The organism is Chitinophaga sp. 10T418, assembly GCF_056394125.1.
Window position 1 is genome coordinate 602,845 of sequence record NZ_JBFTHG010000002.1, and the last position, 24,033, is coordinate 626,877.

Below are 24,033 nucleotides of genomic sequence, written 5' to 3' on the forward strand. Positions count from 1 at the left end.
AAACCGCACAAACAGGTGTACAGATCCGGACATATTTAAAAAATAAAATTATCAAAAAGATTGATAATCCTGCGCCTTAACTACTGGCATCTTTTTTAACGCTATCCGGCGTCAACCTGTTTCTATGATAACAAACTATTTCAAGGCTGCCTGGCGGAGTTTAAAGCGCTTCAAAACGCATGCTGTCATCAATATATCAGGACTTGCACTGGGCATCGCCTGTATCATACTGATTTTTACCATGGTGAAGTATCACCTGAGCTTTGATACCTTCCACCCCAATAAAGACAGGATTTACAGGATCGTCACTGCCTTTCATGAAGATAAAATACGTTATAATGCCGGCGTCCCTTTCCCTTTAGGAGATGCCTTCCGCAATGATTTTGCCGTATCCGAAAAACTGGCAAGGATAGCCTCTCTGGGTAAAAAAGTGATCTCCACTTCCCACGATAAAAAGTTTGAAGAAGATATTGCTTTTGCAGATCCTTCCTGCTTCGACATGCTCCACTTTCCTTTATTAACCGGCAACTCTGCCAGCATTTTAAAGGAACCTTTTACTACTGTTATCACAGAAAGAATCGCTAAAAAATATTTTGGGACCACAGATGCTATCGGCAAAACCATTCAGCTCGATGACACCCTGCATTTTACCGTAACGGGCATCCTGCAAAATATTCCTGCCAACACCGACTTCCGTGCTGAAATTTATTTCCCGTTTGATAACCTGAAAAATCACTCGCCCTGGCTAGTGGAAAAAGACTGGTGGCTGAACGTGAACAGGGGCATGCAATGTTTTGTATTACTGAAACCTGGCGTGGCAGCAACAGATGTAAATAGTAAATTACTGCCTGCTATCTCCACAAAATATTACGATAAAGAGACGGCAAAATTATTCCAATTCGAGCTGCAACCTATTGCCGACATCCATTTCAATCCGGCGTTAAATGGATACATCGAAAAGAAAAATTTGTGGGTAATGGCATTCATTGGCCTGCTGCTGATCATTACTACCTGCATCAATTTCGTGAATCTTACCATTGCCCAGGCACTGGGGCGCTCCAAAGAAATTGGCTTGCGCAAAGTATTAGGTAGTTACCAAGGACAAATTTTTCTGCAGTTTATCATTGAAACAGCCGTAGTTGTTTTTATCGCCATGCTACTGGCATATTTGCTGGCTCAACTGGCATTACCTTATCTCAACCATCTTTTCGATGTACAGCTGCGGATCGATATTTTGGGAGATACCTACCTGCTGTTGTTTTTACCTTTGCTATTCCTATCGGTAGTGTTACTCTCCGGTGCATATCCAGGAATGGTCATCGCCGGTTTTCAACCGATACTGGCCCTTAAAAATAAACTGTCGCAAAAAAATGCTGGTGGCCTGTCACTCAGAAAAGGGCTTGTCATTACGCAGTTTGCGATTTCCCAGTTACTGATTATCGGAACCATTGTGATCGCTAACCAGATGCGCTATTCCAAAGAAGCAAACCCCGGATTCCGGAAGGATGCCATCGTGATGTTACCCGTCCCCGATAATAGTGCTTCAAAACTAAGTACCCTGCGATCATTATTATCCCAGATTCCGGGAGTGGAGCAGGTTACTTTTTGCGGCAATGCCCCCGCCACTGCCAAATCTCCTTCTACCAGCATCCTGTTTGATACCCGGACAGAAGCAGAAAAGTTTACTATTTACAACAGAGCCGGCGATGCCAATTATGTAGGCACGTTTGGTTTGCAGCTCCTGGCTGGCCGCAACCTGCTGCCTTCAGATACCGCCCGGGAATTCCTGGTGAATGAAACTACTGTAAAAAATCTGCAACTGGCATCCAATGAAGCCGTGTTAGGCAAACAAGTCGATATTAACGGAGGTAAGGGCAGCGTGGTAGGTGTGGTAAAAGATTTTCACACACGCTCCTTCCATGAAGCCATAGACCCTATATTTATCTCTACTATCAGCGATAACTATTCCAATTGCGCCATAAAGATTAATATGGATCAATTCCAGAAAATGGAACCTGTGATGGCGAAAGCCTGGAAAGATGTTTACCCGCAATACTTTTATAAATACGCTTTCCTCGACGAACAACTCGCCGAATTCTATAAGCTGGACATGATGATCTTCCGGCTGATCAAAATGTTCACCGGTATCTCTATCATCATTGGCTGTATTGGATTGTATGGCCTTGTATCTTTTATGGCTGCCCAAAGAACCAAAGAAGTGGGGATCCGGAAAACACTGGGTGCCAGCGTAGAAAGTATTGTATGGCTGTTCAGCAAAGAATTTATCTATATGTTGCTGACAGCTTTTGTAGTGGCAGCGCCGCTGGCCTGGTTCGTCATGAGCCGATGGCTGGATACTTTTGCTTATCGCATCAACCTGGGCATCAGCGTTTTTGTGCTCGCCATCGTTATCTCTATTGTAGTAGTAATGTTCACCGTGGGTTACACCGCTATAAAGACCGCCCTCATGAACCCGGTGAAAAGTCTGAAATCCGAGTAGACTTACCATTTAATCCTATATTCAAAGAAGGGGGTCGCTGCTGTTAGCAGTGATCCCCTTCTTCATTTCTTCCCGTTCATTCTCGTTCAGCGGATTGCGTATTCCGTGGCTGATTTTCCGTACCAAGATGACCTTTTTCGTTTGTTGCCTTAGCCAGTTTATTATTGAGCGTTTTCAATTTACTAACATATAGACAGATCGTAGCGATGTCCAGCAGGAGAATAGCTGGCAGGGTAATCCAGCGGATGATAGACTGCTCCTCATGCCCCATGGCAATAGGCGTGACCAGGCTATAGTAATAATTGATTTCACATGCGATCACCGACCACACCGCCACTGCAATGCTGGCCATGAGCAAAGCGCGAATTCTGAATATCATCAGCGAGGCACCCAGCAGGAACAGGAATAACAGGTGAACTCCTTCTGTTAACATGCCTAAAACGGCGCTGAAATAAACAATCGCAAGATTATTAATAGCAACGAAGGAAATACTGGCCCAAACAGGCTTATTGGCTGCATTTAGCCGCAATACACCGAGGAACAGGACCGCTTCTATGAACGCAGGAATAAACAATTTCATTTCTCCCGTACCCACGTAAATAGCAATGCCGAAAAGCAGACAAAGTGTGGTTGTAATGATCGAAAAAATATTGACCATCCTGGTCGCCTTGCCCTGCGCTTCCTCCTGATCAGAAGTGCCGGCATTCACTATGTAGTGAAATAATTGGCGGATATCCATATGGCCATTCTTTTGAGAGGCATTCGCGGAAAAATAACATCAGATGTAAAAACTGTGCTGTTTTTAATTTCAAATACTATCACATGCATAAATCCTCCGCAAAATACACAATATTTATTTCCCTGCCCTTTTCACTTTTAACATGCTGGCATTAATGGCTACCACTACGGTACTGACAGTCATCAAAACCGCTCCCGCTGCTGGGCTCAGCAAAATACCTTCTTTATATAATACCCCGGCCGCTAACGGTAACGCCACTATATTATAGCCTGTTGCCCAGGCCAGGTTCTGAATCATTTTACGCCAGGTAGCTTTCCCAAACAAAATAAGATTCACCACGTCCTGAGGATTGCTGTTCACCAGCACAATACCCGCCGTTTCTGCCGCCACATCACTTCCACTGCCAATCGCAATGCCCACATCTGCCTGTGCCAATGCCGGTGCATCATTTATCCCATCACCCGTCATCGCCACAAACTCGCCCTGCTCCTGCAATTCCTTTATTTTGTCCAGCTTCTGATGCGGCAATACTTCCGCGATGAAACTATCCATCCCCAACGTTTTACTCACGCTTTCTGCCACCACTTTATTATCTCCCGTGAGCAACACCGTTTTAATATGATTTTCTTTTAACGTAGCAATAGCCCCCGCAGATTCGGGTCTGATCTGGTCTGCCAGTGCGATAAAGCCTGCAATCACATCATTGATCATTACGTAAACAACCGTCTCCCCGGATTGTATGTCTGCGCTCACGTTGCGGTCCTTAAACTGCTCCGCGATAAAACCCGGGCTCACCACTTTCACGTCTTTGCCATCCACTCTGCCTGTAATTCCTTTGCCTGTAATCGCTGTCACATTTTCTGCCGCCGGTACCGATAACTGCAATACTTTGACCTTACTGATAATCCCCGTAGCAATAGGATGCTCGGAGCTACCCTCCAGCGCCGCCGCCATTTGCAGGATCACTTCTTTCGATGTCCCTTGCTGTATTGCTTCAAAACGCACCACTTCAAAACGCCCCACCGTAAGGGTACCCGTTTTATCAAATACGATGGTGGTGATTTTACGTGAGTTCTCAAAGTCGGTGCGGTTCTTAATCAACAACCCATGCCTTGCAGAAAGTGCCGTGGATTTGGCAATCACCAGCGGCACTGCCAGCCCTAACGCATGCGGACAACAAATTACGATAACCGTTACCATCCGCTCTATGGCGAAGGATAAATCCCTGCCACTTAACCACCAATATAAAAAAGTAGCTACCCCGGCAAGAATAGCGATCAGCGTCAGCCAGCGCGCCGCCTTATCTGCCAGCAACTGCGTTTTTGATTTGGATTGCTGCGCATCCTGCACCAGCTTCACTACCTGCGATAAATAAGAATCTTCTGCCCCATGTGTCACCAGCACTTTAATAGCGCCATTGCCATTGATAGACCCCGCAATGACTTTATCATTTTTCTGCTTCTGCACCGGTTTTGATTCACCCGTCAGCATACTCTCATTCAAATAGGTTTCCCCTTCTGTAATGCTGCCATCTGCAGCTACTTTTTCTCCCGGCTTAATTAAAATAATATCTCCCGTTTTGAGTGTAGCTGTTTTTACTTCCATGACATGCTCCCCATGTACCAGGTGTGCATCGTCCGGCATCAGTTGTACCAACAACTCCAACTCCCTGGATGCACCGGCTACCGATTTCATCTCAATCCAATGCCCCAGCAGCATGATGAGGATCAGCGTAGTCAGCTCCCAGAAAAAATCCATTCCTGACAAACCTAATACGGTGGCTACGCTGTAGATATATGCCACTGTAATAGCAAATCCTATCAATGTCATCATACCCGGCTCCCAGGCCTTCATCTCTTCATACCAACCTTTCAGAAATGGCCAGCCACCGTATACAAAGACTACAGACGACAGTAGCATCAATACGTATGCATCTCCCGGAAAACTAATACTAATACCCAACCAGTGCTGAATCATTTTTGATAATAACATCACCGGGATGGTTAGTATCAGTACTATATAAAAACGTTTCCGGAAATCGGCAATCATCATGGCATGATGATCGTGATGCCCGCCCTGCCCACCGTGTCCCATGGCTGCATGATCATGTGCTGACATATCATGTTCCATTTTCATTTCCGTATGCTGATGTTGATGTTCCATTGCTGTTAGTTTAATAGCTTAATGTAATTCCCGCGCMTAATCCCATGTCACTGTCGTAATGCGTTGAAAATGCAAAGTTCTTCGTCACAATGTACCGAAACCCTGCCATGTATTCTTTATCGGTGTTCACCATAAAACTGAAGCGCAACCGCTTTGTTACCGGTACATCATCCCGCATCAGCTGAAACCGCAGCCGCCCGTCTGTATCCACAGAGGCATCTGCCACAATCAGCATCGGCAAGGTATACTCCAACCCTACGTGAAACACCTGTCTGAAATCTTTGGTATTCTTTTGTCCGAATAAATTTTTCTCCGGTTCATCCATCTTACGGTAACGCACATCCCAGCCTACGTATGGAAACAGCCATTGCATTTTACCAAAGTATCGTCCAAAATGACTCTCGCTCTCATAACCATGCCGGTCATTTAATCCCAGGCGCCATTCGGTAGACAAACGGTAACGCGTATTCGCTACCATGATTTCTCCGTCACTACCGGTACTTTCCAGTCCTACCCTGGCCATAGTATGCAACATGCGATCATCTTTCTTCAGCATACGGTAAGCCATCGCCGGATCCGGCACCTCCGGATTGGGTGGTGAATTTTCATAGCTGAACACACGTCCCATCCCACTCATCATGTGATAGAGAATATGACAGTGAAAGAACCAGTCCCCGCTTTCTGTGGCGGCAAATTCAATCGTATCCGTTTCCATAGGCATGATGTCCAGCACTGTTTTCAGCGGAGAATATTCTCCCTGTCCGTTCAATACCCTGAAAAAATGTCCATGCAAATGCATCGGATGCCGCATCATCGTATTGTTGTACAACACGATTCTTACAATCTCTCCTTTCTTAATTAAGATTTTATCTGTTTCGGAAACTGTTTTGTTATTGATACTCCATACATAACGGTTCATATTACCCGTTAGTTCAAAATTCAACAGCTTCACCGGCCCTGCAGGTAAAGTGGTTTTCTCCGGAGCTTTTAACATGCCGTAATTCAGTGTTACAATATCTCCTGCGGTACTGTCCATCTGCATACCATGCATATCATGAGCCATAGGAGCAGGTGTATCATCGCCGGTAATTTCGGGATACATCACGGTGTTCATGTCCATTTGCTGATTCGTCATCTGCATGCCATCACTGGTATCCAGATCCCCATTCATCTTCATCATGCCATTCATCATCTTCATCCCTTCAAAATATTTCAACCGGGGCAATGGCTTAGCCTGCATTTTCATGCCCTGTCCCAGCCATAGAGAAGTACTTCCTGTACGATCTTCCGCAGTAGCCATAAATTCATACTGCATATTCTCCGGTATGGTCACTATCACATCATAAGTTTCTGATACGCCTACCAGCAAGCGATCCACTTCTACTGGTTCCACATCTGCGCCATCATTGGCTACTACCGTGATTTTACCGCCGGCATAATGCAACCAGAAATAAGTGGAAGAGCTCCCATTTATAATGCGCAATCTTACTTTATCGCCGGCTTTGAACTGCGACTGTTCCGCCACTGCTTTGCCATTCGTGAGAAAACGTTCATAATATACATCACTCACATCCATGGCATTCATGCGTTTCCATTCATTGGTCACCTTGGTAGAAAAATGTTTATGCTGAATGGCTTCGGAATAACTCTGTACAGATCCTTTCTTAATCGCGAACCAGTCGTTGGCGTTGTGCAGATAGCGGTTAACGGTATGCGGATGCATATCTGTCCAGTCGCTCAGCAACATCGTATATTCCTTTGCGTTAGTTTCATTTCTTTCATGAATAACAATGGCGCCATACATCCCGCTCTGCTCCTGGAACATGGTATGACTGTGATACCAATAGGTACCATGTTGTACAATCGGAAATCTGTATAGGTGCGTTTCTCCTGCTTTTACAGGACTGGTGGTGAGGTAGGAAACACCATCATACTGATTGGGTAAAATAAGTCCGTGCCAGTGAATAGACGTTTCCTCTTTCAGAGTGTTGTGTACGTAAATTTCAGCGGTATCTCCTTCCGTCAGATGTAAGGTAGGTCCGGGAATGGTACCGTTAATAGACAGGGCATGCTTTGTTTTACCAGAGTAATTCACCATGGTATCACCTACATACAGGTCGTATCGGATCACCCTGGGAGTCTGATTTAAAGAAGCCTGTGCAGCAACTACACTACACAGGCTCATCAATGTTATATACAGAAATACTGCTTTCATAATTCAAGTTAAAGTACTATTTGATGGTATCACTTACTTTGCCACAGGTCAGCATCTGATTACCATAGTAAGGATTTTTAATAGCGTTGCTGCTGCTTAACCAGCACGCTTTTTTCATGGGGCAGTATTCCTGGTATACTGGTTGCGCGGACAGTGGTACCGCTTTGGCCAGCAAATAAAAGTTATCGGAGAAGGTTTTGAAATATTCCCGCTGTTTGCTGATATCTTTTGTGCCAGACATTGCTTTAGCATCGGCCAACAGTTTCTCCGACAGTGGCATGTAAGCGGTATGTGTAGCAGCGGGCATGGATGTCATATCTACACTGGCAGCGGCTTTTGCGAATTCATCTGCCTGAGCGGCTACAGCCGTCGCATTACTGCTGATCAGTGCATCTTTAATCTGATAATAGTGAGAAAGTAAAGGAGACAGTTGTGCAGATACTGTTTTATCCTGTGCCATGCTTTGTTGAAAAAATGCGGCTACCAATACTATTCCTGCCAGTAATATCTTTTTCATGTTAATTTGTTTTACTTTTTTAAGAAATTCATCCATGCCCGGAGGCGGTATATTAAGACAATGCTTCTGCTTTATAACCTGCTTTTTCTATTGCCACCCTGATTTCGCTTTTATCTAAATTTTCTTTTGACACAGTCAATACTTTATCCGGGCTGGCCAGGTCTACGCTCCAGTTATCGGCGCCGGCGAGGTTATTTAATACAGGCGTTACCGTTGCTATACATCCTGAACATTTAATGTTTGTTTTAAACTGTACTGTTTCCATTGTATGATTCTTTTTTCGTGAGATGAATATTTATTTGATGTTGTAAAATTACGTAGGAAGGAAGCGTCTGTTGTTATACAATTCATGATTCCTTTTACATAATTATAGTTTTGCCATTTTGAGGCGTAAGCTGTTGCTGACTACACTCACTGAGCTTAATGCCATTGCAGCCCCTGCAATCATGGGATCCAGTAAGAAACCATTGACCGGGAACAAAATGCCCGCCGCAATTGGAATACCGATGATATTATATATAAACGCCCAGAAGAGATTTTGTTTAATGGTGCGGACAGTTTTTCCGGATAATTTGAATGCCCGGGGAATACTGTTCAGGTCAGAGGTGATCAGCGTCATCTTTGCCACGTCCATGGCAATATCGGAACCCTTGCCCATGGCGATGCTCACATCTGCCTGAGCCAGTGCCTGCGAATCGTTGATGCCATCACCGGCCATGGCCACCACTTTGCCGGCCTGTTGTAGTTCTTTTACAAAAGCTGCTTTAAAGGCTGGCAGCACTTCTGCCCGGCAATGCTTAATGCCTACCTGTTGCGCTACAGCCGCCGCGGTGTGGGCATTGTCGCCTGTCAGCATATATACCTCTATTCCGCTGCGCTGCAATGTTTCAATCGCTGCTTTGGAAGTGGCTTTAATTTTATCCGCAATCGCGATGACGGCCAGCAAGGTAGTGCCGGTAGCAAAGTAGATCACCGTGTTGGCAGCGGCCTGTAAGGCGCCCGCTTTGGCGGTAATCACTCCATCCATGATCACACCATGTGCCTGCATCAGCTTCAGATTACCTGCATACCAGGTGCGGCCATCATAATTTCCTTCCACCCCTTGTCCGGTAATGCTTTCAAAGCGCTGCAGGGTAACAGGTTTGGTATGATCCCCTTCCAGGTGAGCTACTACGGCTTCTGCCAGCGGATGCTCCGATTGACGTTCCAGCGTGTATAAAACCGCTGCCGCATTAGTATCGGTAATGTTCCAGATAATATCTGTCACCACCGGCTTGCCTTCTGTAATGGTACCTGTTTTGTCCAGTATCAGGGCATTTACTTTATGCGCCAGCTCCAGGCTTTCTGCATCTCTGATGAGGATATTATTTTCGGCGCCCTTGCCTACACCTACCATGATAGCGGTGGGTGTGGCCAGCCCCAGCGCACAGGGGCAGGCAATCACCAGTACGGTAACAGCGGTGAGCAAGGCATGACTAAAAGCATTGTCTGTGCCCAGTACCATCCATGTGATGAAAGTTAAGATAGCAATACCTATCACTACCGGTACAAAGATGCCGGCAATTTTATCGACCAGTTTCTGCACCGGCGCTTTACTACCCTGGGCTTCCTGCACCATTTTAATGATCTGAGCCAGCAACGTATCTGCCCCTACTTTTTCAGCTCGGAACTGAAAACTCCCTTTCTGATTGATAGTACCAGCAAACACGGAATCACCCGCTTTCTTAGCCACGGGTACAGGCTCGCCGGTAATCATACTTTCATCTACATAAGAGGTACCGTTGTCTACTTTACCATCCACCGGGATCTTCTCGCCGGGCTTTACCACGAGCAGATCGTTTACCTGCACCTGTGCAATGGGAATTTCGGTGGTACTGCCATCACTGCCTACCAGCAATACGGTCTTAGGCTGTAAGCCGATCAGTTTTTTGATGGCAGAAGAAGTATTTGATTTTGCTTTTTCTTCCAGTAATTTCCCGAGAGAGATAAAGGCGATGACTACCGCTGCTGCTTCAAAGTAAACATGTGCATGCAAGCCCCGCTGGTGCCAGAATTCAGGGTAAAAAGTATTAAAGGCACTGAACAACCAGGCAATACCGGTGCTCAATGCTACCAGGGTGTCCATATTGGCTTTACCATGTCTGGCTTGTTTCCAGGCGTTCACAAAAAAGTGACGGCCCAGGAAAAATACCACGGGCGTGGCAAACGCCATCATGATATAGTTGCCATAGGGCATATCCATGAAAAACATACCTATAATCACTACCGGCAACGATAGGACGGCCGACCAGATGGTTCTTTGTTTTACCTGTTGGTAGTGCTTTTGCTGTGCAGCAGCCTGTTCTTCTTCCTGGTTTTCCTTGTTGATCAGCAAATCGTAGCCCACACTGCGGACGCTGCTTTGCAACCCTTCCGGTGTAACCACGGTGGGATCATACACTACCCAGGCACGCTGGTTGGCGAAGTTCACCCCTGCATCTTCCACACCTGGTACTGATTTCAGCATAGATTCTACGCTGACAGCACAGGCGGCACAGGTCATTTCCAGCACCGGGAATGATTCTTTAATCTGATTCTTTGTACGTGCAGCAACAGGCTGCGCGGATATAGCGATTGACATAATTGACTTATTTTATTATGCAAAGCTACTCCCCGCAGGAAGGCGAATTGTTACACTATTTAGTATTAGTTGTATATAATTTTAAGTATTACCGGAACAGATCCCGGTGTCCTATCTGCTTCAAAACCACCATTCCTATATAAAAGTTATAAAATAAAAAATGTCTTCCTTACATTTATCTTCGCATAGCGATTCCACGGGGTTTCCCTGACAACTTTATTCAGACAATACCACAATTATGAAAAAAAGAGTTCTATTATTGGCGGCTACCATGATAAGTTCCATGGCTTTCGCTACCGTTCGTTTACCCAACATTTTCGGGGATAACATGATCCTCCAGCGTGATAAGCCGATTCCTGTATGGGGCTGGGCAGATAAGAATGAAAAGATTACCATCCGGTTTAATCAGCAAACAAAGACCGTCAAAGCAGATAAAAACGGGCAGTGGAAAGTATTGCTGAATCCCGAAAAAGCCGGCGGCCCTTATAACCTGTCGGTAAAAGGTCATAACGACATTACGGTACATGATGTACTCATGGGGGACGTATGGATTTGCAGCGGGCAGTCAAACATGGAATTCCATGTCAAAGATGTATTCAATGCCGACAAAGAAAAGGCGGCTTCCGCCAACCCTGATATCCGGCACTTTTATTTACCGAAAGATATTTCCGCCACCCCCAAAGCCGATATTAAGCAAAGCGCCTGGTTACCTGCCAGTCCTGAAAATACCGGCGAATTCACAGCGGTGGGCTACTTCTTTGCTCGGGCACTCAACGAACAACTACATGTACCCATTGGCTTAATACATACATCCTGGGGCGGTACCATCGTGGAAACATGGATCAGCCGCGAAGGCCTGGCTGACAACGAAGCCTTCAGCGACCTGATGAAAAACACACCGGTATTGAACCTCGATTCTTTCGCACTCGTCAACAAAAACAGGGTAGCAAAAACCATTCAAACATTACAGGGCAGTTTGCCAGATGCTGCTACTGCAGCCTCCTGGTCGTCAGAAAATATCGCCGACCAGTCGTGGCTGAAAATGAAAGTCCCCGGTGCATGGGAAACGCAACAACTGCCTGATTTTGATGGAGAAATATGGTTCCGCAACAACTTTAATATAGCTCCCGCAGACGCCGGCAAACCCGCGGAACTGAGTCTGGGTCCAATAGACGATAACGATGTTACCTATATCAACGGCACACGGGTAGGCAGCACTAATCTATACAGTGCCAGCCGTGTGTATCAGATACCAGCAGGTGTATTAAAAGCAGGCAATAACGTGATTGCCGTAAAAATACAGGACACTGGCGGCGGTGGCGGCTTTACAGGGGAATCATCTGATCTGTTTGTAAACATAGCCGGCCACAAACAATCACTGGCAGGTAACTGGGCATTCCGCATCGCTTCCGTGATCACAGCAGACAATAGCGTTGGCCCCAACAGCTACCCTTCCCTGCTGTATAATGCCATGATCCATCCGATATTACCCTTTGCTATTAAAGGCGCTATCTGGTACCAGGGCGAAAGTAATGCCGACCGCGCCTACCAATACAGAAAAGCCTTTCCGCTGCTGATCAACGACTGGCGCAGATTATGGAACCAGGGCGAATTTCCGTTTTACTTTGTACAACTGGCCAGCTTCAACTCCGCTAACGGCACCAGTCAAAATGGTAGCAAATGGGCTGAGCTGAGAGAAGCGCAAACCCTCTCTCTCAACGTACCTAATACAGGCATGGCCGTTATCACGGATATAGGTGAGCCTAAAGATATTCACCCGAGAAACAAACAGGATGTAGGCAAAAGATTAGCCGCCGTAGCATTGCATAACACCTACGGACAAAATAATATATTCAGTGGCCCTGTATATCAGTCCATGCAAACAAACGGTAACAAAATCACCCTCAGCTTTACCAGCACCGGCGGCGGCTTAACGGTTAAAGACAAATACGGTTACATCAGAGGATTTGAAATAGCGGGCGCTGATCAGCAATTTCATTATGCCAAAGCATTCATCGATGGCGATAAAGTAGTGGTATACACAGATGAAGTAAGCAGCCCGGTAGCCGTACGTTACGGTTGGGCAGATGATAACCTGGAAGATAACCTCTTTAATAAAGAAGGCTTTCCGGCAGCCCCCTTCCGCACTGATAACTGGAAAAGTGTTACAGAAGATAAGAAATATAGCGTGCGATAAGCATATACAGATCATGCGAAGTGTTTCGGAAAAACACTTCTTAATAATATAAAAAACAACGAGGGGCTTTGCAGTTAATGCTGCAAAGCCCCTCGTTGTTTAAGATCATCTTAAAACAACAATGGCGCGGGCAATAAAACAACTTCCTCCCCAGCCACTACTGCAGCCAGCGATTGTACCAGTTTTCGTACCTGCGTCAACGTTCCTTCATCTGTAATCACGCCCTGATCGTTTACTTTTGTTTTCACGCCAGACACTATCAATTGTGCATCCTCACTTATTTTTGACTCAATAATCAACAAGGTCCCCAACAAAGACTGATGTGCCTTATGGCCTGAAGTACCCGCTGTAATTAATGCCACCGGCTTTTTAGAAAAGTGCATGGAGGACACCGTCCAGTCTATCGCATTTTTTAATGTTCCCGGTACCCCAATCGCATATTCGGGTGTGCAGATCAACACCGCATCCGCCTGTGCCAACTGCTCCCGGAATGCCTGTACCTGCGCAGGTGCACTATCAGGATCCATATCCAGATCAGGATTGAAATGCGGAATAGCTGTTAATCCTTCCAATATGTGCACCTGGAATAGATCAGCGCTCAGGTCTGTGATCGCCTTAATGAGATGGTGATTGGAAGAAGATTGCCGTGTACTGCCACAAATCGCCAATACATTTATTTTGTTACTCATAATAGTTTATTATTTTTATTGGTGCTACTCCGGTAAATCGGGGTTCAAAGATAAATCAATCCACATGAAAGAAATGACGGTACTGAAATCACTGATGTTATTATTGGTTTGTCACCTTACCACCACCGCCCAAACAAAAAACCTTCTTCCATACGTAAACACCCTCACCGGTACGGCTAACAGTACCACTGTGACTGCACAAAAACACGGCGCAGGTACCGAGCAACTGGCTAATACCATCCCTGCTGTAGGCATGCCTTTCGGCATGACACAGTGGACTCCTCAAACCAGGCTCACCGAACAGAAATGTGTAGCACCCTATTATTACAAAGACAATCTTTTCAGCGGCTTCCGCGGCAGCCACTGGCTCAGCGGTTCCTGTACACAGGACTACGGCAGCTTTACCATTATGCCTGTATGTGGCACACTGAAAACATCTCCTAACGACTACGCCAGTACGTATTCCCATCAGTCAGAAATAGCAACGCCGGCTTATTATGGGGTTACGCTGGATAAATACCAGGTAAAGGCGGAAGTCACGGCTACCGCACGTTGCAGCATGATACAATTCAGCTTTGACCGCGATGATGACTGTTATATCATTATACGCCCCAACAGCGACCGCGGCAAAGGCGCCATTTATATAGACCGTACCAACAACGAAATTTCCGGCTACAATCCTGCCTATCGCATTTACCAGGGACAGGGACAACCCGCAGGATTCAGCGGCTATTTTGTAGTCCGCTTTGAAGAAAGCTTCCAGGATCCAACCATATTCAGTGAATCATCCGTGGTGGTGGCAGACAGTATCAGCCAGCAACCCAACATAGGCAGCGCCGTAAAATTCAGGGTACACAAAGGCAGCATCCTTAAAATGCGTGTAGGCACTTCGTTTACCAGCATCGCCGCCGCCCGGGAAAACCTGGCCGCAGAAATTAACCACTGGAACTTCGATGCACAGGTAAAAGCAGGCAATGAAGTATGGAACAAAGCGTTGAATAAAATATTGGTAGAAGGACCGCAGGAAAAAAACAAACGCATCTTTTACACTGCACTGTATCATACCATGCAGCATCCCAGGCTTTTCAATGATGTAAAAGGTAGCTACCCTGCATTTTCACAATCCTACCAGGTAAAACAGCTGGCCAACGGTAACTACTACGATGACTTTTCTATGTGGGATATTTACCGGGCACAGTTACCACTATACGAAATATTGGACCCCGCGCTGATCAACGACTTTGTACGTTCGCTCCTATTAAAAGGTCAACAAGGGGGCTGGCTCCCGATCTTCCCTTGCTGGAATAATTACACCGCCGCCATGATCGGAGATCATGCCATTCCATTCATTGCTTCTGCCTACAACAAAGGCATACGTGATTACGATGCAGAAGAAGCCTACCGGCTGATGCGGCAGAATGCCTTTGACACAGCATCTGCAACTGACTACAAACAGGGCAAAGGCCGCAGGGCACTAACCTCCTATCTGCAATATGGTTATGTGCCACTGGAAGACAATGTACCCTTTGCCTTCCATAGCAAAGAACAGGTATCCCGTACACTGGAATATGCATTTGATGATTACGCCCTCTCTACCATCGCAACAGCACTACATAAAAAAGCAGATGCGCAGCTACTCCGCCAAAGGGCTAAAAATTATATGCATGTATTTGATCCACACCCAGGCTATGTAAATGGGCGTTATGCTTCCGGCAAATGGTATGAGCACCCGGACCCGGATAAAAAAGCTTTTTTCATTACGGAGGGTACTCCGCGGCAATACGGCTTTTATGTTCCTCACGATGTCCCCGGCCTCATCAATATGATGGGTGGCAAACAAAAATTTGAGCAGGCACTGGATAGTATTTTTGAAAAGAAGGAGTACTGGCATGGTAATGAACCCGGTCAGCAAATTCCATTTCTCTATAGCTACATCGATAAACCCAACCTGCTGCAACAGCGTGTGGATGAAATCCTGGCGGAGGAATATGATGATGGTCCCGGTGGATTATGCGGCAATGATGATGCCGGTCAAATCAGCGCCTGGTATGTATTTTCCGCTATAGGATTTTATCCGGTAAATCCGGTCGCTGCGGAGTATACCTTTATAAGGCCCCTGTTTGACCAGGTCACTATTCAGACAGGTCCGGGTACTACTACTACCTTCATCGTTCATGCGGTGCCTGGAAAAAAAGCACTGTTTATTGATACGGTTAAAAAAGACGGGAAAAAATATAACCCTACCACCCTCTCTCATAAAGATCTGATGCGGGGCGGTGTATTTGAAATAAGTGCCACAGACGATAAAAAAAACTGACTAGCGGCAGACCGGGGTAACAACCTCCCTTACAAATCGGGATGTTGTTATTCATCTCCATACGTTACAGACAAATAAATAATTCCTTTGCTTCAATACCTCGCTTTTTTTTGTATGTTGCAGCAACGGCGCTAACCAATAGTCGATTGTAACACGTTGGACACATGAAAAGAAGCACTTTTATACAACAGGTCACCGCGGGCATTATTCTCCCATCCTTACTGGGTACCAATAAGCTATTGGCCGCCGCCGGGGAACCTGCCTTCGCAGATAAACTCCTCACCGCGCCTGTAGGTGGCGGCTTCAAAATGGATGATTACTGGGTATGGGATCCTTCTGTAGTAAAAGGTGAAGACGGACAATATCACATGTTTGCCTCCCGCTGGTCAAAAGAGCTGGGCTTTGGCAACTGGGTTACTAATTCACAGATCGTAAGAGCAGTATCTCCCACGCCGGAAGGCCCTTATACCTTTGCAGAAGTAGTACTGTCGCCCCGCGGCAAGAACTACTTTGACGGCCTCGTAACACACAATCCCAGGATTGTAAAATATAAAAACAAATACCTGCTGTATTATATGGGTACCTCCTACGACTTCAAGGTACCCGATAACCGTGATGATGTTTGGGCAGACGGACGCGCACAACGCGCCTGGATGCATAAGCGTGTAGGCCTGGCCGTAGCCGACTCCGTTTTGGGCCCCTGGAAAAGAATGGATACACCAGTGATATCGCCACGCCCCGGAAAATGGGATGCTTCCATCACCTCCAATCCGTCACCTGTAGTAAAACCAGATGGCAGTGTATACCTCATGTATAAATCATCTTCCAGAGATCATACGCCTCCTCTGTTACTGGGCGCCGCAGGAGCCAAACAATACGATGCCGTATATGAGCGGCTTTCAGACAAACCTGTCTTCTCCTTTCATAGCAAAGAAAACATGGACAACGATGTGGAAGATCCGTTTGTATGGTGGTCAGGCCGGCAGTATGAACTGATTATGAAAGACCGCTTCGGACATATTTGCGGGGAAGAAGGCGGCGGTATTCATGCCACTTCAAAAAATGGTATCAACTGGAAATTATCGAGTCCCGTAAAAGCCTATTCGCGGACTGTGAAATGGAATGACGGCACCACCACTCACCAGGCTAACTTTGAAAGACCGTTCCTCTTATTTGAAAACGGTAAGCCTACACATCTGTTTGCAGCTACAGGCTCCGGACCAAGACCTTATGAAGTAGACAAGACCTGGAATATGGTCATCAACCTAAAATAAATTTATCCGGTATTATGGGAATAATCATCCCCCGCATTTTTTCAAGCGGCACCGGTTTCTTTTCAAAATATTACTTTTCAACAACTATCAAAGTACCCTGTTATTTTGAAAAAAAGCACCCCATTTTGATAGGGTTGAAAAATCAAAGTCCCGGCCATATCCTACCTAATTAATTATAAAACAACCACTTATAGCTAAAAACCCTTACTGGCACCTGTTTGGTGATGCCTTGTATCTAATCCATTCAATTCAGACAAGCCATGATGCTCCGCTTAAAAACAAAATTCACACTTGGACTGGTTTTTCTATTTGCCGTAACATTAGCGATTGGTATGCTCGGTATCTTCCGTATTTACCAGTTGAGCCGCAATGCCCGGCTGATGCTAAAGCAAAATCATAACTCCCTCATCTTCTCCAACAACATGCTGCTGGCGCTGGAGCAACATCCGGTAGCATGGACCACCTTCAACGAAAATCTCCTCCGGCAACAGCACAATGTAACAGAACCCGGAGAAGACATCGCCACCCGTAAAGCGGCGAACCTCTCCACCAGTCTGGCCCTGCAGCCAGGCAACGATACCCTGAAAGCGGCTTTACGCACTGCCATTTTACAGGTGGCAGTAATTAATCAGCAGGCCATTCTACGTAAAAACCAGGTATCAGCCGACACCGCAGCTACAGCGATTMTGTCACTCGCCCTCATTATTGTACTACTGATTGGCGTATCCATCATATTCATCATCAGCTTTCCGCGCATTGTCACCAATCCTATCCRCCTACTGCATGCCGGTATCCGCGAAATTTCCAATAAAAATTATAATACCCGTATCCATCTTTCCCAGGGAGATGAATTTGGCGAACTCGCGACTGTATTCAATATGATGGCAGGAAAACTACATGAATATGAACATGGCAACCTGGCACAGATCAGGTTCGAAAAAACAAGGATAGAAGCCATTATCAACCAGATGAATGATGGCATCGTTGGTTTTGATGAACATCACCAGGTGCTGTTTATGAACGCCTCCGCCACCCGCTTGTTTGACAATACCGATTTATCCTTACTAAACAAAACAGCCCCTGCCAAACATCCCTTGTTAACGGCCCTCATAAAACATCCGGCTAATAAACAACTGAAAATAATCAGCAGCGGTCATCACCACTTTTTCACCAAAGAAGTCATTACCGTCAGCAACAATGGTGACGCCATCGGAGAAGTGATGGTGCTGCGTAATATTACTGCCTTCCAGGAACTATCTGCCGCCAAAACAAAATTCATTGCCACAGTATCACATGAATTAAAAACGCCTATCTCTTCCATGAAGATGAGTCTTAGCCTGCTAAGCGATGAAAGAATAGGCACACTACACGCCGAACAACAACAGTTGCTGGACAGCATCAGCGAGGATGTGGAACGCATCCTGCAAATCAGTACTACCCTGCTGGATATCGCCGGGGAAGAAGTACTGGCCATTGAAACATATCCGGCAACACCAACCGGAGATATCCATATTATTCATTCTTAATTATTCATCACATGACTACGGGAACTATTTTATTGGTAGAAGATGAAGAAAAACTTCGCCACTTACTAAAACGGATCATCGCATTAGAAGGCTTTCATATCTATGAATGCGCCAGTATGAAAGCTGCCCGGCGCATACTGGACACAGAACCTATCGATGTAGTACTAAGCGATATCATGCTGCCCGATGGCAATGGTATAGACCTGGTTACTTATCTCCGTGAAAAAAATTTATCTGCCGAAATTGTATTGCTCACCGCCTATGGCAATATACCCGACAGCGTACGCGCCATTAAAGAAGGGGCTTTTGATTATATCACCAAAGGTAACGACAACGCCAAAATCATTCCCCTGCTGTATCGTGCACTGGAAAAAGTACAACTGCAAAAACGTATTCAACACCTGGAAACACGCATTGGTAAACAATACGCCAGCTTCGATGATTTACTGGGAACCTCCGCCAACATTACAGCAGCCAAAGAGCTGGCCATGAAAGCAGCGCCCAGCGAAGCTGCCGTACTCCTTTTAGGAGAAACCGGCTCCGGCAAGGAAATGTTTGCACAAGCCATCCACAGCGCCAGCAGCCGCGCAGCAAAGGATTTCTTAGCGATCAACTGCAGCGCCATCGGTAAGGATATACTGGAAAGTGAAATCTTTGGTTATAAGGCAGGCGCTTTTACCGGCGCCATCAAAAATAAAAAAGGACTGATAGAAGAAGCCCACCAGGGCACCCTCTTCCTGGATGAAATAGGTGAAATGCCACTGGACCTCCAGGCGAAATTATTACGTGTACTGGAAACCAGTGAATTCATTAAAGTGGGCGATACCAAAGTAACGAAAGTGGATATACGAATTATAGCCGCTACCAACAGAAACCTCGCACAGGAAATAGAACAGGGCCGCTTTCGGGAAGATCTCTACTACCGCCTCAATGTATTTACCATACAACTGCCGGCGCTGCGGGAAAGACCGGAAGATATCCCTGTATTTGCCCGCCATTTCCTGGAACTCTTCGCCGCCAAAACCAACCGGCAGATCAATGGTATGAACCGGGAATTTATGGAATACCTGAAACTCCATGAATGGAGAGGCAATATCCGTGAACTGAAAAATGTGATTGAACGTGCCGTCATCGTCTCCGCACAACCCATCCTGACACTGGAAGCACTACCCATTGAAATGAAGCTGCAAAAGAGTCCGCTACGTCAAAAAACAGGTACTTTCGACCTGGCTGCCATGGAGAAATTACATATACAATGGGTGATTAAATATGCCAGCGGGAATAAATCCAAAGCAGCAAGGCTCCTGAATATAGGTCTCTCTACGCTTTACCGCAAAATGGAAGAATATAGTCTTCAACTGTAGGCATAAAAAAAACTGCCAGGTAAAAAATTACCGGCAGTTATCGTTAAGCCTATATTAAAAATCAAACTTTCTCTCTTAGAATCTTACGATCAGGTCCATCGCTGCAGTAAATTGATCCTTGCGGGTACCATTGTCGTAAGGTGTAATGTCATCACCATAAGCACGCTCATACCTCACTTCCGGACGAATCCTGATCAGCTTATTAAAGTGATGTACCCACCCAATCGTATGACTGCTATAAGCAGTCGTATAGCCGGTACGGTTACCCTGCGGATCATTCAGGAAATCATTGCGGATAGACAAATAATCCTTCTCAGCCGACAACTGTATCTGGAAATAATTCACCAATCCTACTGCATTGGCAATACCAGGAATCGTAGCACCGAGACCAGTTCCCATATACCATTCTTTACCCGGACCGTCAATAGCCGTTCCACCTACTGCCGCATCATGCTGCCAGATATAATAAGCTTCGGTATTCATGTGTACTTTGTTACTGAAACGGTGTCCCCAGGTACCAACCACCATTTGCAGGTTGTCATGCGCTTCTTTATAATATCCGCGGCCTAATGAGTTAATACCACCGTACAGGGAGTTGTTGTTATTGGAAGATACCCAACGTACCATCGCCAAACCATTCACACTGGCAGATTTACTCCAGGGCGCCATATCATTACCAGTATGTATACCGCCAGACAGTTGCCAATGATCATTTAATTTTAAAATAGCATGCACCCCTGTAAACGTATATGGATCTACTGTAAACATGAGAGAGTGAGAATACAGGTAGTTATCAGGAGCCCACTGCGCTTCAATATCCGCAGGAGAAATAAACCGGCCCACTTTTATCAGTAATCCCTGCGCTACCTTTGGCAAATACAGCATACCGTATACCTGTGTAGGGTCATAACCATACAGGTTATTCTTCTTTAACAGCTGATCACTGAAAATACCTTTGGCCAGCGTATAACGATAATCAGTACCATAGATATTATCTATCACAAAACCCCAGTCTGCATGCTCTTTCTGCACCGTATTCGGCTGCCTTTCTACCCGAAGAATCGCCTGATCCAACACCACACGGTTAGGTACCAGGTTATAGGAAGTAGGCGCATTGGAGTTTTTAGAAGTACTCCCGTTTACGCCCACATCTATCCAACCATAAATTTTAATCCGGCTTTTACTTTTAGCCAGACCCAGTAATTTTGTTAAGGGATAATCAGGTGCATCCCATGGGGCACCAATAACTGGTGTGCCTACCCATTCCCCGCTGGGGAAAGGAGGTGAAGAAAGTGGAGAAGGGAGACTCCTCCCATTGGAACCATCTACTGCTACAGTATTTGTTTTGGTGGCTGCTGTGTCTTGCTGTGCATATCCATAAGACAGGGACATTGTCAGGATAAGCGACATTAATAATCCTTTTTTCATGCGTTGTTAAAGTTTATACTTAATCTTCCGATAGTATATCCAATCACATGCCCTGATAGCTACCATGTAATGCCAGATCCACACAACTCAACACCACAGCCAATCACAAACGCCCAACCAATATTGACTCACAAAAAAAAGAAGCAGAAAAATGATGTCAAAATGAAAAAGTATGTCAAAATGAACAACTCTTTTAGTAAAATTGCAGGATAAACCCGGCATGTTATTAATTTGACTAATATTCTCATTATGACATGGTGGTAAAATCACCTTACACCGGAACAAAAAACGGTAAACTCAATACTGTAGCAGATTTAACATTCATTTTACCGCGTTATTACGTTCGGGCATTTCTCTTGCACTTGTTATGGCATAAAACAACAAAATCATGAAAAGGTTGAAGAGTATTACAGGAATGGTCCTATTACTGATGAGCATCAGCATGGCCATAAGCGCACAAAAAAAGATAACAGGCATCTATCGTAACATGAATGATTACCTAAGCAACCAGCTTACCTATGCCCGGGACAGCAGCAGTACACCCGTAATTAAGCTTTACACACTTGCACCCAAAAGTTATGTTACCATACAATACAAGGGTAACCACATACACCTGAACAAAAATGAAATATTTGCCTATCAGCTTAGCAATGGTGAAGTGTATAGAATAATAGGGAACCACAGTTTCCAACTGCTGAATAATAATCCGCGGTTATTATTATATAAGAGGAAAATACCGGCCTCTCCCAAAGAAGGACCGGAAGATCAGTTTAAATACTATTTCTCTGCCGCCAACGGCGGCCTGCAGTCACTGACCGCGTGGAATGTAAAACAGGCCTTCGCAGATCATGCTACGTTACCGGATCAGATAGATGCGTTATTTAAAAGAGATGCAGAACTATTGACTTACGATAGCTTTCATAAGATGTATAAACTCGAATGGTTGCTGAAATAGCTTTTAGCCATTAGCTTTTAGCTGTTAGCATTTCAGATCAGCAGTGCTAACAGAAATGCTAACAGCTAAAAGCTAATGGCTAAAAGCTGTTTTCAATATAAAATCTACTATCGGCGTAGGATCCGGAAAACTATGTGGATGATGCGCAAAACCCGGCTTATGCATTACCGTTATATCGCCACCGGCTGCACGAATTTTTTCTTCAAAAGGTAAAGTATTTTCTGCCGGAGGCACATCTGCATCTGCATCTGCCAATACATGCAGCATGGGATACTTCCCTTTCACGATCTCTTTTACTTTATATAACGGACTGCCTTTAAATGCCAATGCCGCTTCATCTGTGGTCAGGTTATAATCTTTTTTGAAAGTCTCCCATTCCTTGCGGTTAGGCATTTGCTTTTTAAACTGAATGCCAGGCCAGCTCACCAGGTCCATTACGGGATTGTCTACATACACGGCAGCTACCTTATCCGGATTCACGGCTGCCCAGTTATATACATATACCGCGCCCCTGCTCATTCCTTCCATCACGGCTTTAGGAGCTAATCCTTTTTGGTGAAGCATGGCATAAAAATCATCCCATAGCTGAATGGCTTCTTTGTTGCCAAACAACTCTGAAGCATCGCAATACACCAGGTGGAAACCTCTTTCCAGTAAGGCAATATCAGTCTGCGGTTCATGTCCCCAGAAACGGGCCCGCCAGATCCAGGGATGGCCTGCTGCTTCCCGCGCGGGTGCCACTACTTTACAGGCATGTCCTTTGAAGTCAAAATCTGCACAACGATAACCGAAAAAGGAACTGATAGATACCTGACCAGGCAGGTGGTTTGTAAGGTTCAAAGAAGACACCTGTTTAAAATGAACAACTTCATACAGCGTCTTCGCCATCATGGTATTGCCTTCCAGTTCCGGATGAATACCATCTGGCAACAGGGCCGGTTTACCAATGAACAATGCATTTAGATTTACTACCTCCAGAGAGGTTTCAAAAGCTACCTGTCTTACTTTAGGTAAAATTTTATTTGTAATCACCGGATCCCAGATCTGGGTAGTATCGGCCACAAAAGACACAATCGGTAATAATAGCAGGATGCGGGGATGAGTAGGCAACAATTGGAATGCACGGATCATATCCTTATAATCCTTTTCATATTCATCCAGGTATACCCGGTTCACCAGCTTACTATCGTTACCACCAAGGTCGATCAGCACGATGTTCGGTTCACCGGCCAATGCATCTTTGTATTGTTGGGTATTCCCGTAGGGATGATCTCCTTTTTTTAATAAAGTAGTGCTGCTCACACCGTAGTTGGTTACCTGGTAACCCGCTCCCAGCAATTGTCCCAGTTGAGCAGGATAAGATTGCGTTTCCGGATGGGCGAGTCTGGCGCCGGCGCAGATACTTGCACCCAGACAGGCAATTTTAATGGGCTTTGCGGGACCTGCAAAAAGGGGCATGCTATAAAGCATGGTCAGTAATAAAATAAAATACCGGGATGTCATATGCATAAGTTATACGTGGAATAATG

At 45.5% G+C, this 24,033-nt stretch carries 16 protein-coding genes; 7 read left to right on the forward strand and 9 right to left on the reverse strand.

The window, feature by feature from the left end; translation table 11 throughout:
* Positions 1–124 precede the first annotated feature (124 nt).
* Positions 125–2,500 carry an ABC transporter permease gene (locus AC1DCV_RS06850; RefSeq protein WP_477022492.1) on the forward strand — a complete coding sequence of 792 codons (2,376 nt, stop codon included), beginning with the start codon at positions 125–127 and terminating at the stop codon, positions 2,498–2,500.
* 76 nt (positions 2,501–2,576) lie between these two features.
* Here the strand turns inward: AC1DCV_RS06850 and AC1DCV_RS06855 are convergent, their stop codons facing one another.
* The 6 genes from AC1DCV_RS06855 to AC1DCV_RS06880 form a co-directional block, all read right to left on the reverse strand.
* The gene (locus AC1DCV_RS06855; protein ID WP_477022493.1) at positions 2,577–3,239 is read right to left on the reverse strand and encodes a hypothetical protein; all 663 of its coding nucleotides are present in this window, start codon (positions 3,237–3,239) and stop codon (positions 2,577–2,579) included.
* Between the two features lie 114 nt (positions 3,240–3,353).
* Positions 3,354–5,402, reverse strand: a complete 2,049-nt coding sequence (locus AC1DCV_RS06860; RefSeq protein WP_477022494.1) for a copper-translocating P-type ATPase — start codon at positions 5,400–5,402, stop codon at positions 3,354–3,356.
* 10 nt (positions 5,403–5,412) lie between these two features.
* Positions 5,413–7,617, reverse strand: coding sequence for a multicopper oxidase domain-containing protein (locus AC1DCV_RS06865; RefSeq protein WP_477022495.1), 2,205 nt, complete (start codon positions 7,615–7,617; stop codon positions 5,413–5,415).
* A gap of 16 nt (positions 7,618–7,633) precedes the next feature.
* The gene (locus AC1DCV_RS06870; RefSeq protein WP_477022496.1) at positions 7,634–8,134 is read right to left on the reverse strand and encodes a DUF3347 domain-containing protein; all 501 of its coding nucleotides are present in this window, start codon (positions 8,132–8,134) and stop codon (positions 7,634–7,636) included.
* Positions 8,135–8,186: 52 nt separating this feature from the next.
* Positions 8,187–8,399 carry a heavy-metal-associated domain-containing protein gene (locus tag AC1DCV_RS06875; RefSeq protein ID WP_477022497.1) on the reverse strand — a complete coding sequence of 71 codons (213 nt, stop codon included), beginning with the start codon at positions 8,397–8,399 and terminating at the stop codon, positions 8,187–8,189.
* A 102-nt stretch (positions 8,400–8,501) separates the two neighbouring features.
* A complete protein-coding gene (locus AC1DCV_RS06880; RefSeq protein WP_477022498.1) occupies positions 8,502–10,754 on the reverse strand; it encodes a heavy metal translocating P-type ATPase in 2,253 nt (750 codons plus the stop codon).
* A gap of 238 nt (positions 10,755–10,992) precedes the next feature.
* Here AC1DCV_RS06880 and AC1DCV_RS06885 point away from each other — a divergent pair, with 238 nt between their 5' ends.
* Positions 10,993–12,951 (forward strand): sialate O-acetylesterase, encoded by a 1,959-nt coding sequence (locus tag AC1DCV_RS06885; protein WP_477022499.1) that lies wholly within the window; start codon positions 10,993–10,995, stop codon positions 12,949–12,951.
* Positions 12,952–13,061: 110 nt separating this feature from the next.
* Here AC1DCV_RS06885 and AC1DCV_RS06890 read toward each other — a convergent pair whose 3' ends face one another.
* Positions 13,062–13,640: an NADPH-dependent FMN reductase gene (locus AC1DCV_RS06890; protein WP_477022500.1), complete on the reverse strand. Its 579-nt coding sequence runs from the start codon at positions 13,638–13,640 to the stop codon at positions 13,062–13,064.
* A 64-nt stretch (positions 13,641–13,704) separates the two neighbouring features.
* On the opposite strand from AC1DCV_RS06890, the gene AC1DCV_RS06895 reads away from it, so the two are divergent.
* From AC1DCV_RS06895 to AC1DCV_RS06910, 4 genes are all read left to right on the forward strand, one after another.
* Positions 13,705–15,957, forward strand: a complete 2,253-nt coding sequence (locus AC1DCV_RS06895; protein ID WP_477022501.1) for a GH92 family glycosyl hydrolase — start codon at positions 13,705–13,707, stop codon at positions 15,955–15,957.
* A gap of 164 nt (positions 15,958–16,121) precedes the next feature.
* Positions 16,122–17,231 (forward strand): glycoside hydrolase family protein, encoded by a 1,110-nt coding sequence (locus AC1DCV_RS06900; RefSeq protein WP_477022502.1) that lies wholly within the window; start codon positions 16,122–16,124, stop codon positions 17,229–17,231.
* Positions 17,232–17,491: 260 nt separating this feature from the next.
* Positions 17,492–18,757, forward strand: a complete 1,266-nt coding sequence (locus AC1DCV_RS06905) for a histidine kinase dimerization/phospho-acceptor domain-containing protein (RefSeq protein ID WP_477022503.1) — start codon at positions 17,492–17,494, stop codon at positions 18,755–18,757.
* An 11-nt stretch (positions 18,758–18,768) separates the two neighbouring features.
* Complete coding sequence (locus tag AC1DCV_RS06910) at positions 18,769–20,121, forward strand: sigma-54-dependent transcriptional regulator (RefSeq protein ID WP_477022504.1); 1,353 nt, start codon at positions 18,769–18,771, stop codon at positions 20,119–20,121.
* Between the two features lie 75 nt (positions 20,122–20,196).
* Here the strand turns inward: AC1DCV_RS06910 and AC1DCV_RS06915 are convergent, their stop codons facing one another.
* Entirely contained in the window at positions 20,197–21,549 is a 1,353-nt protein-coding gene (locus tag AC1DCV_RS06915) for an outer membrane beta-barrel protein (protein WP_477022505.1), read from the reverse strand.
* A gap of 388 nt (positions 21,550–21,937) precedes the next feature.
* Here AC1DCV_RS06915 and AC1DCV_RS06920 point away from each other — a divergent pair, with 388 nt between their 5' ends.
* Positions 21,938–22,504 carry a hypothetical protein gene (locus AC1DCV_RS06920; protein WP_477022506.1) on the forward strand — a complete coding sequence of 189 codons (567 nt, stop codon included), beginning with the start codon at positions 21,938–21,940 and terminating at the stop codon, positions 22,502–22,504.
* 72 nt (positions 22,505–22,576) lie between these two features.
* Here the strand turns inward: AC1DCV_RS06920 and AC1DCV_RS06925 are convergent, their stop codons facing one another.
* A complete protein-coding gene (locus AC1DCV_RS06925) occupies positions 22,577–24,007 on the reverse strand; it encodes a GDSL-type esterase/lipase family protein (protein WP_477022507.1) in 1,431 nt (476 codons plus the stop codon).
* Positions 24,008–24,033: the final 26 nt, after the last annotated feature.

Coding starts and splice junctions, on each gene's coding strand:
- AC1DCV_RS06860 (WP_477022494.1), bottom strand. CDS start 5,402: ATGGAACATCAACATCAGCATACGGAAATGAAAATGGAACATGATATG.
- AC1DCV_RS06900 (WP_477022502.1), top strand. CDS start 16,122: ATGAAAAGAAGCACTTTTATACAACAGGTCACCGCGGGCATTATTCTC.
- AC1DCV_RS06850 (WP_477022492.1), top strand. CDS start 125: ATGATAACAAACTATTTCAAGGCTGCCTGGCGGAGTTTAAAGCGCTTC.
- AC1DCV_RS06920 (WP_477022506.1), top strand. CDS start 21,938: ATGAAAAGGTTGAAGAGTATTACAGGAATGGTCCTATTACTGATGAGC.
- AC1DCV_RS06880 (WP_477022498.1), bottom strand. CDS start 10,754: ATGTCAATCGCTATATCCGCGCAGCCTGTTGCTGCACGTACAAAGAAT.
- AC1DCV_RS06870 (WP_477022496.1), bottom strand. CDS start 8,134: ATGAAAAAGATATTACTGGCAGGAATAGTATTGGTAGCCGCATTTTTT.
- AC1DCV_RS06925 (WP_477022507.1), bottom strand. CDS start 24,007: ATGACATCCCGGTATTTTATTTTATTACTGACCATGCTTTATAGCATG.
- AC1DCV_RS06895 (WP_477022501.1), top strand. CDS start 13,705: ATGAAAGAAATGACGGTACTGAAATCACTGATGTTATTATTGGTTTGT.
- AC1DCV_RS06890 (WP_477022500.1), bottom strand. CDS start 13,640: ATGAGTAACAAAATAAATGTATTGGCGATTTGTGGCAGTACACGGCAA.
- AC1DCV_RS06885 (WP_477022499.1), top strand. CDS start 10,993: ATGAAAAAAAGAGTTCTATTATTGGCGGCTACCATGATAAGTTCCATG.
- AC1DCV_RS06875 (WP_477022497.1), bottom strand. CDS start 8,399: ATGGAAACAGTACAGTTTAAAACAAACATTAAATGTTCAGGATGTATA.
- AC1DCV_RS06910 (WP_477022504.1), top strand. CDS start 18,769: ATGACTACGGGAACTATTTTATTGGTAGAAGATGAAGAAAAACTTCGC.
- AC1DCV_RS06855 (WP_477022493.1), bottom strand. CDS start 3,239: ATGGATATCCGCCAATTATTTCACTACATAGTGAATGCCGGCACTTCT.
- AC1DCV_RS06915 (WP_477022505.1), bottom strand. CDS start 21,549: ATGAAAAAAGGATTATTAATGTCGCTTATCCTGACAATGTCCCTGTCT.